The sequence below is a fragment of the Paraburkholderia kirstenboschensis genome (assembly GCF_032806925.1).
GTDB classification, from domain to species: domain Bacteria; phylum Pseudomonadota; class Gammaproteobacteria; order Burkholderiales; family Burkholderiaceae; genus Paraburkholderia; species Paraburkholderia kirstenboschensis.
This window is the reverse complement of record NZ_CP136512.1, coordinates 2,101,683-2,115,842: the sequence shown is the minus strand read 5'-3', so window position 1 is coordinate 2,115,842 and position 14,160 is coordinate 2,101,683. Positions and strand designations below refer to the sequence as shown.

Sequence of the window (14,160 nt, the reverse complement as noted above, 5' to 3'; positions counted from 1 at the left end):
TTCAGACATCGTTTCGTGTCCTGCGCGCGGCCTGGCGTTCGGCAATGCGCTGCAACAGCACGTAGAACGACGGAATGAACAGCACGGCAATGCACGTGGAAGCGAGCATACCGGAGAACACCGCGATACCGAGCGAGCGGCGCGCGCTCGCACTGGCGCCGGTGGCTATCACGAGCGGCACGACGCCGAGAATGAACGCGAACGACGTCATCATGATGGGCCGAAAACGCAGGCGCGCGGCTTCTACGGCGGCCTCCGCAATGCCTACGCCTTGCGTGCGCAAATGCCGAGCGAACTCGACGATCAGAATCGCGTTCTTCGCCGACAACGCGATCAACAGAACGAGGCCGATCTGCGTGTACAGATTATTCGCGGCGCCGAGCAGTGCAAGCGTGCCGGCCGTGCCGAGCAACGCGAGCGGCACCGCGAGCACGACCGCGACCGGCAACAGCCAGCTTTCATATTGCGCGGCGAGCACGCAGAACACGAGCAGCACACCCACTGCGAAGACCCAGTAAGCAGAGTTGCCTACCAGCTTCTCCTGATACGACATCGCCGTCCATTCATAACCAACGCCGGCCGGCAGGATGCGAGCGGCTTCCTGCTCGAAAGCCCGGATCGCGTCCCCGGTGCTGTAGCCGCTCGCCGGATTGCCGTTGATGGCCGCCGCCGGTGCAAGGTTATAAAGCGTCGCGACCGCCGGACCGACGCTCGTATGGGCATCGATGAAAGTGCCCAATTCGACCATATGTCCGCTGTTGCTGCGAATCTGCAAGCGGCGAATGTCGTCGGTCTCGCGGCGAAACGCGCCGTCCGCCTGCACGAATACGGGGAACGTGTGATTGAATGCGGTGAACTGATTGACGTAGGCCGAGCCCACGTAGTCTTGCAGAAGATCGAATACGTTGCCGACCGGCACTTGCAGCGATTCCGCCTTCGTGCGGTCGAGCGTCAGTTCGACGCTCGGCACCGAGGCGCGAAACGGACTGAACACGCGCTGCAGTTCCGGACGTTTCGACACGCTCGCGATCAGCGCATCCGTCGCGCTTTGCAGCCGTCGATAGTTCTGCGAGCCGTCGGTGAGCATCACCTGCATCTGCACGCCGCCGCTGTTGCCGATCCCCTGGATCGGCGGCGGCACGATCACGACCGAGCGCACGTCGGGCAGCTTCGCCAGCTCCCTGTTCATACGCAGATACAGCGAGCGCAGGTCTTCGCCCTTGCCGCGCTTGCTCCAGTCGTCGAGCGTTACGTAAATCAGCGCGGAATTCGGCACCGACGCGTTGTTATCGAGCGGCGATATACCGCCAATGGACACCACATGACTCACGCCGGGAATCGCGCCGATGCGCTTCTCGATCTGAGTGCTGGCCTCGCGTGTTCGCCCGAGCGATGCCGCGTCGGCGAGTTGCGCGGCGATCAGCATGTACCCCTGATCTTCGAGCGGAATGAAACTGGTCGGCACGCGCGTCAGCAGGAACGCCGATGCCGCGCCGAGCGCGAGCGCGATAACGAGCGCGAGCTTGCAGCGCGCAACGAACCACGAAACCACCTTGACGTAGCCGCTCTCCACGCGCGCATAGGCCCTGTCGAACACGCGGTACACCACGTTCGGTTTGCCAGGCCGCTGGTGCCGCAGCCAGCGCACGCTCTGCACCGGCTTGAGCGTCACCGCATTGATCGCGCTGATGACCGTGGTCGCGACCACCACGAGCGCGAACTGCCGGTACATCTGGCCGGTGACGCCGCCAAGAAACGCGGAAGGCAGAAACACGGACACGAGCACGAGCGTAATGCCGATGATCGGGCCGAGCAATTCATGCATGGCGTCGATGGCGGCCTGCTTCGGCGTCTTGCCCTGCTCGATATGCTGCGTGATGCCTTCGACGACGACGATTGCATCGTCCACGACAATGCCGATCGCAAGCACGATCGCGAACAGCGTCAGCAGATTGATCGAGAAGCCCATCATGTAGATGGCGCCGAACGTGCCGACGATCGTGACGGGAATCGTCGTGGCGGGCACGAGCATCGCGCGCCAGTTTTGCAGAAACAGCAGGATCACCGCGAGCACGAGCAACGCCGCCTCGAAGAGCGTCTTGTACACGTCGATCACGGATTGCCGCACGAAGGTCGTCGTATCGAAGGGCAATTGATAGGTGACGCCCTTTGGCATGTCTTTCGCGAGGCGCGCCATGGTCGCCTTTACCGCATTGCCGACCTCGAGCGCATTTGCTTCGGGCAACTGATAGATGGCGATACCGGCCGCGGGCTTGCCGTCGAGATTGAAGAACTGGCCGTAGCTCGACGAGCCGAGCTCGGTGCGCCCCACATCGCGAATGCGCACGAAGTGGCCGCCGTCGTTAGAATCCGCCTTCACGATGATGTCGTCGAATTCATGGGGATTGGAAAGCACGCCGCGCATCGTCACGGTGAGCTGGAACGCCCGGCCGCCCGCGTTCGGTTCCGAGCCGAGCTGGCCCGCGCTCACGTCCTTGCTCTGGCTCTGTATGGCCTGCATGACGTCGGCAGCGCTCAGATTGCGCTCGCTGAGCTTTTGCGGATCGAGCCAGACGCGCATGCTGTACTGCCCGGTGCCGAACACGGTCACGTCGCCGACGCCCGGCAAACGCGCAAGTGTGTCGCGCAGATAAATGACCGCGTAGTTGCTGAGAAAGAGCGAATCGTATTTCGGGTCCGGCGATTGCAGCGTGTACAACTGCAGAATCGCGGTGGAGCGCTTCCTCACGGTCACGCCCTGTTGCTGCACTGCCTGGGGCAGTTGCGCGGTGGCGGCCGACACACGGTTCTGCACGAGCACCTGCGCCTTGTCGACGTCGGTGCCCACGGCGAACGTGACGGTGAGCGTGTAGGTGCCGTCGTTCGTACTGGTCGACTGCATGTACAGCGCGTTTTCCACTCCGTTGACCTGTGCTTCTATCGGCAACGCGACGCGGTCGATCACCGTCGTCGCGCTCGCGCCCGGAAAGTGCGCGACTACCTGCACAGTAGGCGGCGTGATCGGCGGATATTGCGCGATGGGCAGATTGATGAGCGCGACCGCGCCGAGCAGCATCGCGATCAACGCAATCACGTTGGCGAATACGGGGCGCTCGACGAAGAAGCGAATCATGAACGGCCCTGCGCTACGGCATCGACTGTCTGCACCTTGATGCCCGGCGCGACGGCGAGGCCCCCGCCGGTCACGACCCGGTCCGACGCACCGAGCCCGCTTTTGATCGCGCGCAGCGAACCGTACAGGCTGCCCGTCGTGACGCCGCGCTTCTCGATCACGCCGCCGGCGTTCACGACCAGCACCGATGCGCCGGCCTGCTCACGCAGCAACGCGGTATCCGGCACGAGCAGCACCTTTTGCGGCGCACCCGCCGGAATATGCACCTCGACCGACATGCCCGGGATCAGATGCGCGTCGCGATTCTCGATATCGGCGCGAAGCTTGATCGCGCCGCTCGCCGGATCGACTCGCGTATCGACGAATTCGAGCGCGGCGTCCTCGCCTTGCTCCGGCTTGGCGCCGATCAGATTGACGCGCACGCTGCGCGGCGCTCGCGTGAAGAGGCCGATGCGATTCGCGTCGCGCTCGTTCAGCGTGAAGTTCACATATACCGGCTGGATGCGATCCAGCGTGGCGAGCCTGGTCGAATCCGATCCGCCCACCACGTTGCCGACGTCGAACGCGCGCGCGCCGATGCGGCCCGCGAACGGTGCGCGTATTTCTGTGTAGCCAAGGTTGATGCGCGACATGTCGCGCTTCGCAAGCGCCTGGTCGCGGGTGGTCTGCGCCTTTTGCAGCGACGACTCCGAAGTCGCGTTGTCCGACGTGAGCTCCTTCTGGCGCGTCAGTTCCTGGTTGGCGTTATCGAGCGAGGCCTGGTCGTAGACGAGTTGCGCGCGGTATGTGTCCGGCTCGATGCGAAACAGCAGTTGCCCTTGCTTCACATTAGCGCCGTCCGTGAAGCCGATTTCCTTTAGTACGCCCTGAACGCGCGCGACCAGCGTGACCGTTGCCGACGGTGCGACGCTGCCGGTCAGATCGAGTTGGTCGCGCACCTCGCGCGACTCGGGGCGCATGACGATGACTTGCGGCAACGGCGCGGTCTGTGCAGCTGGCGCGTTGTCGTCGTGGCATCCGCTCAATACAGCGATTAACGCCGTCAGCAGGGCGACGCAAGGCACGGCGCTAAACGGGCGGTACGATGCGGCCCGAAACGCGGGACATCGCGGCTCTGTCAGCACATAGGCATTCGCTGTGCCCTCGCCCACTCCTCTTCGTTTGGCCATGTTGTTATTCCCGCGTCGTTATTTACTGTCCGCCGGCGAGTTCGCGCTCGCGCGCGCCAGCGCGGAATTGGCAGGCGGGTTCAACAGACGTCCCCAATCCGTGCGCCGCGCCATCTCTCCGGCGATCCGTTCGCTCACCACCTGCTGACCTTGCGCGACTTCCCATCCTCCGCCGAGTGCGCGATACAGCGACACCGCCGCAAGCGCTGCAATCCCCTGGTTCTGCGCGAGCGAATCGCCGTCGCGCAACGCCGAGCGTGAAGCGTCCAGCACCGAGTCGTAAGTCACGGAGCCGGAGCGATACTGGATGTTGGCAAGCCGCAATGCGCGCTGCGATGCGTCAGAAGCGCGCGACGACGCCGCGAGCGCATCGAGCGATGTGCGAAGCGCGGCAATCGCGTCTTCCACTTCTTTCTGCGCTTGCAGCACTGTGTTTTGATAGTCGAGCACCGCTTCCTGGAACGCCGCGTCCTGAATTCGCACCGCGTTCTGCAATTGCGCCCGGTCGAGAATGGGTAACGAAATGCCCGCCGAAAAGAGGCCAATCGTCTTGCCGCCCCATTGCGTTAGTCCAATGCCATGCTGTTCGCCGGATGACAAGCCGAACAGTCCCGTCAGCGATAACGACGGATACAGCTTCGCCTTCGCCGCGCCGATCAGCGCCGACTGCGCCGCCGCGTTGAGCGCAGCCTGACGCACGTCGGGACGGCGCCGCAATAAATCGGCGGGAATGCCTACGTCGATCTGGGTGGGCGGCACGGGGATCGCACTGCTGCCTTTCAGTTGCGCGTCGACAGCGTCGGGCGGATCGGCGAGCAGCACCGCGAGCGTGTCGCGATCCTGCACGCGCGCCTTGATGAGCGGCGGAATCTGCGCCTCGGTTTCGGCTACCAGCGTGGCGGCCTGCTCGACGTCGAGCTGGCTCGACGCGCCGCGTTTGTAGCGCGCCTGCGTGAGCGTGAGGCTGTCCTGAACGGACTTGAGGTTCTGCCGGGCCACGACGATGCGCTGCTCCAGCGCGCGCAGGTCGATGTATGCGTTGGCGACATCGGCGAACATGGACACCAACGCGTTGTCGTACGCCGCCTCGGACACGCGCAATTGCGCACGATCCGATTCGATCTGCCGGCGGTATTTACCCCAGAAATCGATCTCCCACCCTGCGTTCACGTGCAGATGCTCGGCCCATAAATGAGCCGGCGGTATCGGCCCGACCCCGCTCGTGTTGATATGGCTCGCGCCAACCGACGCGCTGCCCGATTGCGGCAGGAGATTTTCCGCGCTGATCGCAAGCTGTGCCCGCGCCTTGAAGATATGCAGACCCGCTACCTGCAGCGACAGGTTGCGCTCATAAGCGCGTTGTTCGAGGGCGCTCAGCACCGGATCGTTGAACGCTTTCCACCACGCGGCCTGAGCGGCGGGCGCGCTCTGCACTGCAGGCGGCAAGCTCTCCAGCCACTGGTTCTCCAGCGTGACGTCGGGCTCCTTGAAGTCCGGGCCAACGCTGATGCAACCGCTCAGCGCCGTGCCCATCGACACGACGATCGATGCGCTTACAAGACGCAAACGGCTTGACGTAGCAGGCTTCATCGCGTGAATCGGGCGTCAATGGCTGGGTGAGGGGTTCATGACGGCTGGGGCAAGCGCGCGGCGCCGGCGTCGTGCGGTATCGCGGCAATGCGCGCCGCTCAGTGCACCGTTTGGTGCGCCGTTTAGTGCGCTGCACCGCGTTCGCGCATATATGCCTCGATCTCCGGCAACGTGACGTAGCCGAGCTTCTGCGTGTCGATCTCGTCGAAGTGGCTTGCGACCATCGGCATGCCGGCCACGGCCTGCTCTTTCGTGAGCTTGCCGTCATGCGTGGTATTGGCATTCGCAAAACGCGTTTGCAGCTGCGCAACCATGCGCTCCATGCGCTGCGGATTGCCGCCTTGCGGCGCGGCCTGAGCGAACGTGACGGTGGACGCGCAGCACAGCAGGACGGCGGCGAGCAATTTTCTCATGACTGACTCCTTCGATAAGCCACCGAGCGTCGCCTGCTTGTGCCGCGATCCGTTCAATGACAGGCCGAATTCTTGTGGAACCAATGCCGCAAAGCAATTGCAGAGTTATGTCGATTAATGTCATGAAGCGCCGGCAGCGTTGGGAAGCGCCGGGCGCATGGCGGAGTGTCGCCCTGTTGCCGCCGTTTGTTGCCGCGTAATGTCGGTTACAGCTGTCCATTGCCGCGCGCGGCGACGGCCGCGGCGTGACATCGAATGAAATGAACGAGTGCTACCGTCTGGCGACGATTTGCGTAATTCTGATCTCGCGCCGCTCCGTGATGGGACAGGCCGATAGCGGCAATGGCGCGTGCTTGAGCATACGACATGCGGACTGCAAGAACGCCTGGTGAATTCCCCTTGTCCTGAGGAATCGGGGGAACACTACTTGCTCACCCATACAAGTAGTGCCGGAGCTGGTTTGCCGTTCACCTCTTTTTCCCGGATCACGTCGATGAACTACCCGAACCTGGACAGCGAGATCGCCCATCTCGAACTCGTGTTAGTGCGGATTTCGGTCAATGACCGCATCCCTCTTTCGTATTGGGAAAACCGCCTGCGCCTGCTGTCGCGTGCGTCGCTGGTGCCGGTGCAACGGGCCCGGCTGGCGCGTCTCGAAGCCGTGCTCGGCGTGCTGCGGGGTTCCGAAGAAGCCGTCTACGAAGCGCCCGGCGGGCGCTCGAAGGACGGCCGTTCATGACTGAAGCGACTAAGGAACCGCAACAGAAAGCACCCGTTGCAACGGCCCGCAACGGTGCGCCGCGCGCCGAGGACGCCGGCGCGGACTCGCCGCATCTGAACGAGGGCGAGCAGGACCAGGCGGCACATCACACCGCCCCGCACGCGCTCGTGCTGCATGAGATCGTCCGCGAGGAGGGCGAAGCCGCGCTTGAGCGGACCATCGGCGCGTTGATCTGGTCGTCGCTCGCCGCCGGTCTGTCCATGGGCTTTTCGTTTCTCACGCAAGCCGTGCTCGAAGCCGGCTTGCCGGACACGCCATGGCGCCATCTGGTGTCGAGCTTCGGTTACTCGATGGGTTTCGTGCTCGTCATCATGGGGCGGCAGCAGCTTTTTACCGAGAGCACGCTGACCGTGGTGCTGCCCGTATTGACGCGGCGCGATCCGCTCACGCTGCTTAAAGCGATGCGTCTATGGGCCGTGGTGCTCGTCTTCAACCTCATCAGCACATGGATCTTCGCGGCGATGCTACGCATTCCCGATGTCTTCTCGCCCGCGGTGGTGAATGCATTCGGCGACGTGTCGCGCGCGGCGGTCGGCTCGGAACACATGCTGCCGACCATGGTCAAGGCGGTCTTCGCGGGCTGGCTGATCGCACTGATGGTGTGGCTGTTGCCGAGCGCGCGCTCGGGGCGCCTGTTGACCGTGCTGCTGATTACCTATGTGGTCGCCGTCAGCCATCTTTCGCACATCATCGCCGGATCGACGGAGGTTGCTTATGCGTTCCTGAGCGGCGATGCCAGCCTGCACGACTACTTCTTGCGCTTCCTCGTGCCGACGCTGGTGGGCAATACCGTGGGCGGGATGTCGCTGGTTGCGCTGCTCAATCACGCGGCCATTGCGCCGGAAATCAACGGCCATCGCTAAGCGGGCAAGGTACCCGGGGCCGCCTGGCGCATGACGCGCGGCGGCCCTCTTGAGGAGCCGGCGCGTCAGCCGGTCAGAATGCGTGCGCCGAGCGCGAGCACCAGCGCGGGCAGCATGACCACGACGCCGACCTTCAGGAACTTCATGAAGCTCACGTCCTCGCCTTCGCGGCGAATCGCGTTGAGCCAAAGAATGGTCGCAAGCGAACCGGTGATCGACATGTTGGGTCCGAGGTCGACGCCGATCAGCAGCGCGTCGATCACGCGCTCCGGGCTATGCGCCTGCATCACCGTGGAACTGGCGATCAGGCCGGCAGGCAGATTGTTCATCAGATTGCTGCCGATCGCGATGGCGCTGCCGGCCCACCCCGCCGTTGTCATTTCGTTGTGCGCGGCGGCCGTGCGCGTTAGCGCTGCGAGCATGCTGATCACGCCGGTGTAGTCGAGCATTTCGACGAGAACGAACAGCGCGGCCACGAGCGGCAGCACGCTCCACGATATCTCGCGGATCATCGGCAGCGGCGATTTGCGCTCCTGGATCAGTACGACGAGCGCGGTCGCCGCGCCGAGTATCGCAGTGGGCAGCCCCAACTGAATGTCGAACGCCGACACCGCCAGCAGCACGACGGCCGTGACCGCGATGCCGGCGAGCGCCACGCGTCCGCTCGACGAAAGCCGAAGCGGCTCGAGGTTCGCCTCGCATCTGCCGGCAAGCGCCTTGCGCTGCGTCCAGCGCAGCAGCATATACGTGGCGACGATCGACAGCAGCGACGGCAGCGCGAAGCGCATCAGCCACGGCACAAGCGCGGGCGTGTGATTGCCGTACAGCACGATATTGGCCGGATTGGAGATCGGCAGCACGAAGCTGGCTGCGTTTGCAATGAACGCGCACACGAACAACAAGGGCAGTGGATCGGTCTTCGCCTTCTTCGCGGCGGCGAACACAGCCGGCGTGAGGACGACCGCGGTCGCGTCGTTCGAAAGAAAGGCGGTAATGACCACCCCGACCAGATAGACCAGCAGGAAAAGCTTGCGCGGCGAACCTTGCGCATGGTTGACGGCAAGCACCGCGACCCAGTCGAACAGCCCCTCGCGGCGCCCGACCTCCGAGAGCAGCATCATGCCGGACAGAAACAGGTAGACGTCGGTGCCCTTGCCGACGGCTTCGACCGCGAGATGCAACGGCAACAGCCCGAGCGAAACCAGCAGCAGCGCGCCGGCCACGGCCCACACCGCTTCTGGCCATTTGAAGGGTCGGGTGATCACGCCGGCCGTCGCGAAGGCGGCGATACCCCATGAAAGGAAAATCGAAGTCACAACGAAAGCCCTGAATGGATGGTTGTACGTGGGCAAGGCCCGGTGCGCAGGATACCCCAACTCGGCCCCGGCTCAGCTTGCCTTCGCCCGCCGTTGCAAGTCGCGAGCCAGAACGGCATTAACGTCACCAGTACAACAATGTGTTCTCGCGCGCCCGCCTATTCAGTCTTCATTGACCTGCCTACTATTCGCAGTCACCGCCACGACGCCTGACCGACGAGTATGAACGACATGTCCCGCCGCACCAATACAAGCCGTTACCACGGCGCCGCAATCGCCCTGCACTGGCTGATCGCCGTGCTGATCGTCGGCGGCTTTTATCTGGGCTGGATCATGACGGACATTCCCGGCTTCACGCCGACGAAACTCAAGTATTTCTCATGGCACAAATGGATCGGCGTCACCGTGTTGATGCTCGCCGTGGCCCGCGTGTTGTGGCGAGCGACGCATCGCGCGCCGGCTCTGGAGAGCGCAACGCCCGCGTGGCAAAAGGCGGCGGCCCATGTCGTGCACGGTCTGCTGTATGTGCTGATGCTGGCGATTCCGGTGTCGGGCTATCTGTACAGCTCGGCGGCGGGAATTCAGGTGGTGTATCTCGGCATCGTGCCGCTGCCGACTTTCATTGGCCCCGATCAGGCGCTCAAGGCCACGCTGCGCACGGTACACGTGCTGCTCAATTACACGCTGCTCGCGCTGGTCGCCATGCATGTGCTCGCGGCGCTGAAGCATCAGTTTGTCGACCGCGACGGACTGCTCGCGCGGATGATTCCGTTCCTCAAGTAACACTCATCGGCGCCCATTCGCTACAGCCTGTTGGCAATCAAACTCCCCGCTGTGTGCAATGGACGCCCACGGGTTCGATAGGATGCGTATCACCATGAAAAACACACTCCATCACTCCATCCTCGCCGGCGTCGCCGCCCTTTCGCTGTTCGGTGTGGGCCTCGCGCACGCGGACGTCGACACGAGCAAAAGCACCGTAATCGCCACGACAAAGCAGATGAACGTGCCCGTCGACGGCAAGTTCAGGAAGTTTTCGGCGCAACTGTCGTTCGATCCGGCGAAGCCGGCCGCAGGAAGCGCGAACGTGTCGATCGACACCGGCAGCTACGACCTCGGCGCGGACGACTACAACAAGCAGGCGCAAGGCAAGGAATGGTTCGACAGCGCCACGTATCCGGCCGCGACATTTGTTTCCAGCGCGATCGCGCCGACGGGCGGCAATCAGTACAAGATCACCGGCAAGCTGACCATCAAGGGCAAATCGCAGACCGTGGTGGTGCCCGTCACTATTGCAAGCCATGGCCCGACGCAGACGTTCGACGGCTCACTGCCTATCAAACGCTCGCAGTACGACGTTGGCACCGGCGAATGGAAGGACACGTCCGTCGTAGCCGATGAAGTCGTCATCAAATTTCACATCGTCGCTTCGAAGAAGTGACTAGAAATACCGAAGTAAAACCTCAAGCGTCATAGCACTTTCGAAAACCTGGAGAACATCTTGAAGAAACAATTCCTGCTCGCCGCCGGCGCGCTCGCCACCGCATTGTCGTTCAACGCAATGGCCGCCGACACCTACCAGCTCGATCCGACCCACACGTACCCCAGCTTCGAAACCGATCACTTCGGCGGCGTGTCGATCTGGCGCGGCAAGTTCAAGAAGAGCAGCGGCACCGTTGTGCTCGACCGCGCGGCAAAGACCGGCACGGTCGACGTGACGATCGACATGAGCTCGGTGGATATCGGCAATGACAAGCTCGATTCCGAACTGGTCGGCGACAAGTTCTTCGACGTCGCGACGTACCCGAGAGCGACCTACAAGGGCACGCAAATCCGCTTCGACGGCGACAAGCCGGTGGAAGTGATCGGCACGCTGACCATGCATGGCGTGACCAGGCCGGTCAACCTGAAGATCGAGTCGTTCAAGTGCTTCGTGAACCCGATGCTCAAGCGCGAAGTGTGCGGCACCGAGTCCACCGCAACCTTCAACCGCGATGACTTCGGCGTCGACTTCGGCAAGACCTACGGCTTCAAGATGCAGACCACGCTGCACATTCAGGCCGAAGGCATCAAGCAGTAAAGTCATGACGGGCGCTGCAAGGCGCCTGCGTGGCTGACGCACGCCCTCGCCCGCGCGGTCAGCAAAACGCGACCACGCTTTGCCTCTATCCGACCACCTCGTTCTGCAAAGGCAAATTCTTCTCGAACGCCGAGACGCTTTCGAGCGTGGTTTCGCAAATGGTCGTCAGTGCCTCGTGCGTCAGATAGGCCTGATGCCCGGTGACGATGACGTTTGGAAACGAGACGAGGCGCTGAATGACGTCGTCGGTGATGATCTCGCTGGAGCGATCGCGAAAGAAGAGACTACTCTCCTGTTCGTACACGTCGATTCCAAGCCCGCCGAGCTGACCGGTCTTCAACGCTTCGATAGCGGCCTCCGTGTCGATCAGGCCGCCCCGGCTAGTGTTGACCAGTATCGCGCCCGGCTTCGCGCGTTTGAGCGTTTCGGAATTGATGATGTGGTGTGTCGTGGGCGTGAGGGGACAATGCAGCGAAATGATGTCGGCTTGTTCCCCGATCTCGCCCGGGTTCGCATAGCTGAGACCCAGCGCCTCGAATTCCGCCGACGGGTGCGGATCGAAGCCGATCACCCTGCAGCCGAAGCCGAGCATGATCTTCGCGAACACGCAGCCAATCTTGCCCGTTCCGACCACCGCAACCGTCTTGCCGAAAAGATCGAAGCCGGTCAGCCCCTCCAGTGAAAAATTCGAGTCGCGGGTGCGATTGTACGCACGGTGGACCTTGCGGTTGACGGCGAGCAGTAGCGCCACAGCGTGCTCCGCCACGGAGTTCGGCGAATAGGTCACGACGCGCACCACCTTGATGCCGAGCCTTTTCGCCGCCTCGAGATCCACGTTGTTGTAGCCCGTGCAGCGCAACGCGAGCAGACGCGTTCCACCCTCGTGCAGTGCGGTCAGTACCGGCGCGTCCGCCTTGTCGTTGACGAAGATGCAGACCGCGCCGTAACCGGCGGCAAGACCGGCAGTGTCCTGCTCCAGCAAGACGTCGAAGTAATGCAGCTTGTGCTCACCGCTTCTGTTCGCCTCGTTGAGATACCGGCGTTCATAGCGCGTCGAGCTGAAGATCGCCACTTCCATGATGGACTCCTTGTGTATCGAGGGCCGACTTCGGTCACGTCTGCTCACGTAGTGCCGGTCTGTGCAGCTACGCTCAGCCGGCCGCAATCGCTATTGCGATCTGCACGAACAGCACCTTCACGATCGTCATCGACGGGAAAATCATTGCGTACATGATGTCGGGCTGATCGGTCGGCGCAACGCGGTTGGCGAACGCCAGAATCGCCGGGTTGCCGGTCGCGCCGCATATCACGCCGACCGACGTGTCGAACGACAGCCTGAAGATCCACAGGCAACATATAGCCGTCACGCCGACGAGCACCAGCAGCGTAATCACGCCATAGAGCAGCAACAGCGGCCCGGCGGTGCTCACGGTCGAGATGAACTTGGGTCCGCAAGCGATGCCCACTTGCGCGAGGAAGATCGTGAGCCCGAGATTGCGCAGCACGAGATTGGCCGAAAGCGGCATCACCCAGACGAACGGGCCGGTGCGGCGGGCCTTCCCCAGACAGAGCGCGACCAGCAGCAACGCCGCGAGGCCCAGGCTGAACGCGCCGAGACCAGGAAAGCGCAGCGGTATCGCGCCGACTAGCAGCCCCGCGGCCGCGCCTATGCCTAGACAAATGAAACTGAGGTCGGCCGTGCTTTTGATCGAATCGCCGAAGAACGCCCGAACGCTCGCCTGGTGCGCGCGATTGACCAACAGGCCGACCCTGTCGCCCGCTTCGAGAATGAGGTCTGGAGTGGATAGCAGATCGATGTCCCCGCGCCGCACGTGTGCGACCGAGCAGTTCACGCCTTCGGGGTAGCGCAGACTGCGCAGCGGCATTCCGACGACCGCCGGATTCGATGCGAACACGCGCATATAGTCCAGGTCTTCCCGATGACTCGCGATTCGGCCGGGCTGCAACTCGCCGCAAAGCGCCGTTGCTTCGTCGAGCAGGCGGGGGTCCGTCGCGGTGACGAGGAGGACGTCGTCACCGCGCAGAATGAAATCGTCGGTGACGAGCTGGTTGTGATGCGCGCGCCGCACGGCCGCGACTGCCACTCCGCCAGGCAGGCGTGCCAACAGATCCGACACTTTCACACCGAAGAGAGCCGCGTTGTGTAGCGCGATTTCCGCAGTCTCCAACACCTTCGCGGGCGGCTTGCGTATGTCGACTTTCAGGGCCAGCTTCAGCGCATAGATGAAGAGAATCGGGCCGGCCACGCCGAACGGATATGCAACGCTATAGCCCACGGCGGCATCGTTGCTCTTCATAGCCGCGATCGCAACCTGCAAGCTCGCCGTGCTCGTGCCGCTGCCCGCGAACATGCCGAGAGCATCCGCGAGCGAAATGCCGAAATGGATCAAGCCGCACGCGACGAGACCCGAAGCGATCACACCGAGACACGCGGCTGCATTGGCCTTCATGCCCTCGCGGCTCGTGAGCCCGCGAAAGAACTGCGCGCCATACTGAATGCCGATGCCATAAAGAAACATCAACAGACCGAGCGTGCCGAGCAGTGCCGGCGGTGTGGATTTCGGCGCGAACGCGCCGAGCGCCAGTCCAACGAACAACACGGCTCCGGAACCGAGAGCCACGCCCTTCACATTGATTTCGCCGATCAGGTAACCAACCGCAATGGTAAAAAAGAGCGCGAAAAGCGGCTGACTTTCGACGAAGGTTCTGACTGCATCCATGCCGCCTCCCGATGATCGACAAAGCAATACTGCAGTACATAAAACTTAAAGCCGCTCGGCTGCCCATCTTCCAG

12 protein-coding genes are annotated in these 14,160 nt (G+C 62.9%); 5 read left to right on the top strand and 7 right to left on the bottom strand.

What is annotated here, in order from left to right:
• Window position 1 precedes the first annotated feature (1 nt).
• From RW095_RS18330 to RW095_RS18315, 4 genes are all read right to left on the bottom strand, one after another.
• Window positions 2–3,133, bottom strand: coding sequence for an efflux RND transporter permease subunit (locus tag RW095_RS18330; RefSeq protein ID WP_317017414.1), 3,132 nt, complete (start codon window positions 3,131–3,133; stop codon window positions 2–4).
• Window positions 3,130–4,302 (bottom strand): efflux RND transporter periplasmic adaptor subunit, encoded by a 1,173-nt coding sequence (locus RW095_RS18325; protein WP_317017413.1) that lies wholly within the window; start codon window positions 4,300–4,302, stop codon window positions 3,130–3,132. Before RW095_RS18325 ends, RW095_RS18330 begins: the two co-directional genes overlap by 4 nt.
• An 18-nt stretch (window positions 4,303–4,320) precedes the next feature.
• A complete protein-coding gene (locus tag RW095_RS18320) occupies window positions 4,321–5,892 on the bottom strand; it encodes an efflux transporter outer membrane subunit (RefSeq protein WP_317017411.1) in 1,572 nt (523 codons plus the stop codon).
• 122 nt (window positions 5,893–6,014) lie between these two features.
• Window positions 6,015–6,305: an EF-hand domain-containing protein gene (locus RW095_RS18315; RefSeq protein WP_317017410.1), complete on the bottom strand. Its 291-nt coding sequence runs from the start codon at window positions 6,303–6,305 to the stop codon at window positions 6,015–6,017.
• 427 nt (window positions 6,306–6,732) lie between these two features.
• On the opposite strand from RW095_RS18315, the gene RW095_RS18310 reads away from it, so the two are divergent.
• Entirely contained in the window at window positions 6,733–7,044 is a 312-nt protein-coding gene (locus RW095_RS18310) for a hypothetical protein (protein ID WP_394365095.1), read from the top strand.
• Window positions 7,041–7,949, top strand: coding sequence for a formate/nitrite transporter family protein (locus RW095_RS18305; RefSeq protein WP_317017407.1), 909 nt, complete (start codon window positions 7,041–7,043; stop codon window positions 7,947–7,949). Before RW095_RS18310 ends, RW095_RS18305 begins: the two co-directional genes overlap by 4 nt.
• A 65-nt stretch (window positions 7,950–8,014) precedes the next feature.
• Here RW095_RS18305 and RW095_RS18300 read toward each other — a convergent pair whose 3' ends face one another.
• On the bottom strand, window positions 8,015–9,265 hold the full coding sequence (locus RW095_RS18300; RefSeq protein ID WP_317017406.1) for an arsenic transporter: 1,251 nt from the start codon (window positions 9,263–9,265) through the stop codon (window positions 8,015–8,017).
• A 222-nt stretch (window positions 9,266–9,487) separates the two neighbouring features.
• Between RW095_RS18300 and RW095_RS18295 the strand changes: the two genes are divergently transcribed.
• From RW095_RS18295 to RW095_RS18285, 3 genes are all read left to right on the top strand, one after another.
• A complete protein-coding gene (locus RW095_RS18295) occupies window positions 9,488–10,048 on the top strand; it encodes a cytochrome b (RefSeq protein WP_317017405.1) in 561 nt (186 codons plus the stop codon).
• A 94-nt stretch (window positions 10,049–10,142) separates the two neighbouring features.
• The gene (locus RW095_RS18290) at window positions 10,143–10,706 is read left to right on the top strand and encodes a YceI family protein (protein WP_317017404.1); all 564 of its coding nucleotides are present in this window, start codon (window positions 10,143–10,145) and stop codon (window positions 10,704–10,706) included.
• A 60-nt stretch (window positions 10,707–10,766) separates the two neighbouring features.
• Window positions 10,767–11,345, top strand: coding sequence for a YceI family protein (locus RW095_RS18285; RefSeq protein WP_317017402.1), 579 nt, complete (start codon window positions 10,767–10,769; stop codon window positions 11,343–11,345).
• A gap of 85 nt (window positions 11,346–11,430) precedes the next feature.
• Here RW095_RS18285 and RW095_RS18280 read toward each other — a convergent pair whose 3' ends face one another.
• Together RW095_RS18280 and RW095_RS18275 are read right to left on the bottom strand one after the other, a co-directional pair.
• Complete coding sequence (locus tag RW095_RS18280) at window positions 11,431–12,423, bottom strand: 2-hydroxyacid dehydrogenase (protein WP_317017401.1); 993 nt, start codon at window positions 12,421–12,423, stop codon at window positions 11,431–11,433.
• Window positions 12,424–12,496: 73 nt separating this feature from the next.
• Window positions 12,497–14,086 (bottom strand): aspartate:alanine exchanger family transporter, encoded by a 1,590-nt coding sequence (locus tag RW095_RS18275; RefSeq protein ID WP_317017399.1) that lies wholly within the window; start codon window positions 14,084–14,086, stop codon window positions 12,497–12,499.
• Window positions 14,087–14,160: the final 74 nt, after the last annotated feature.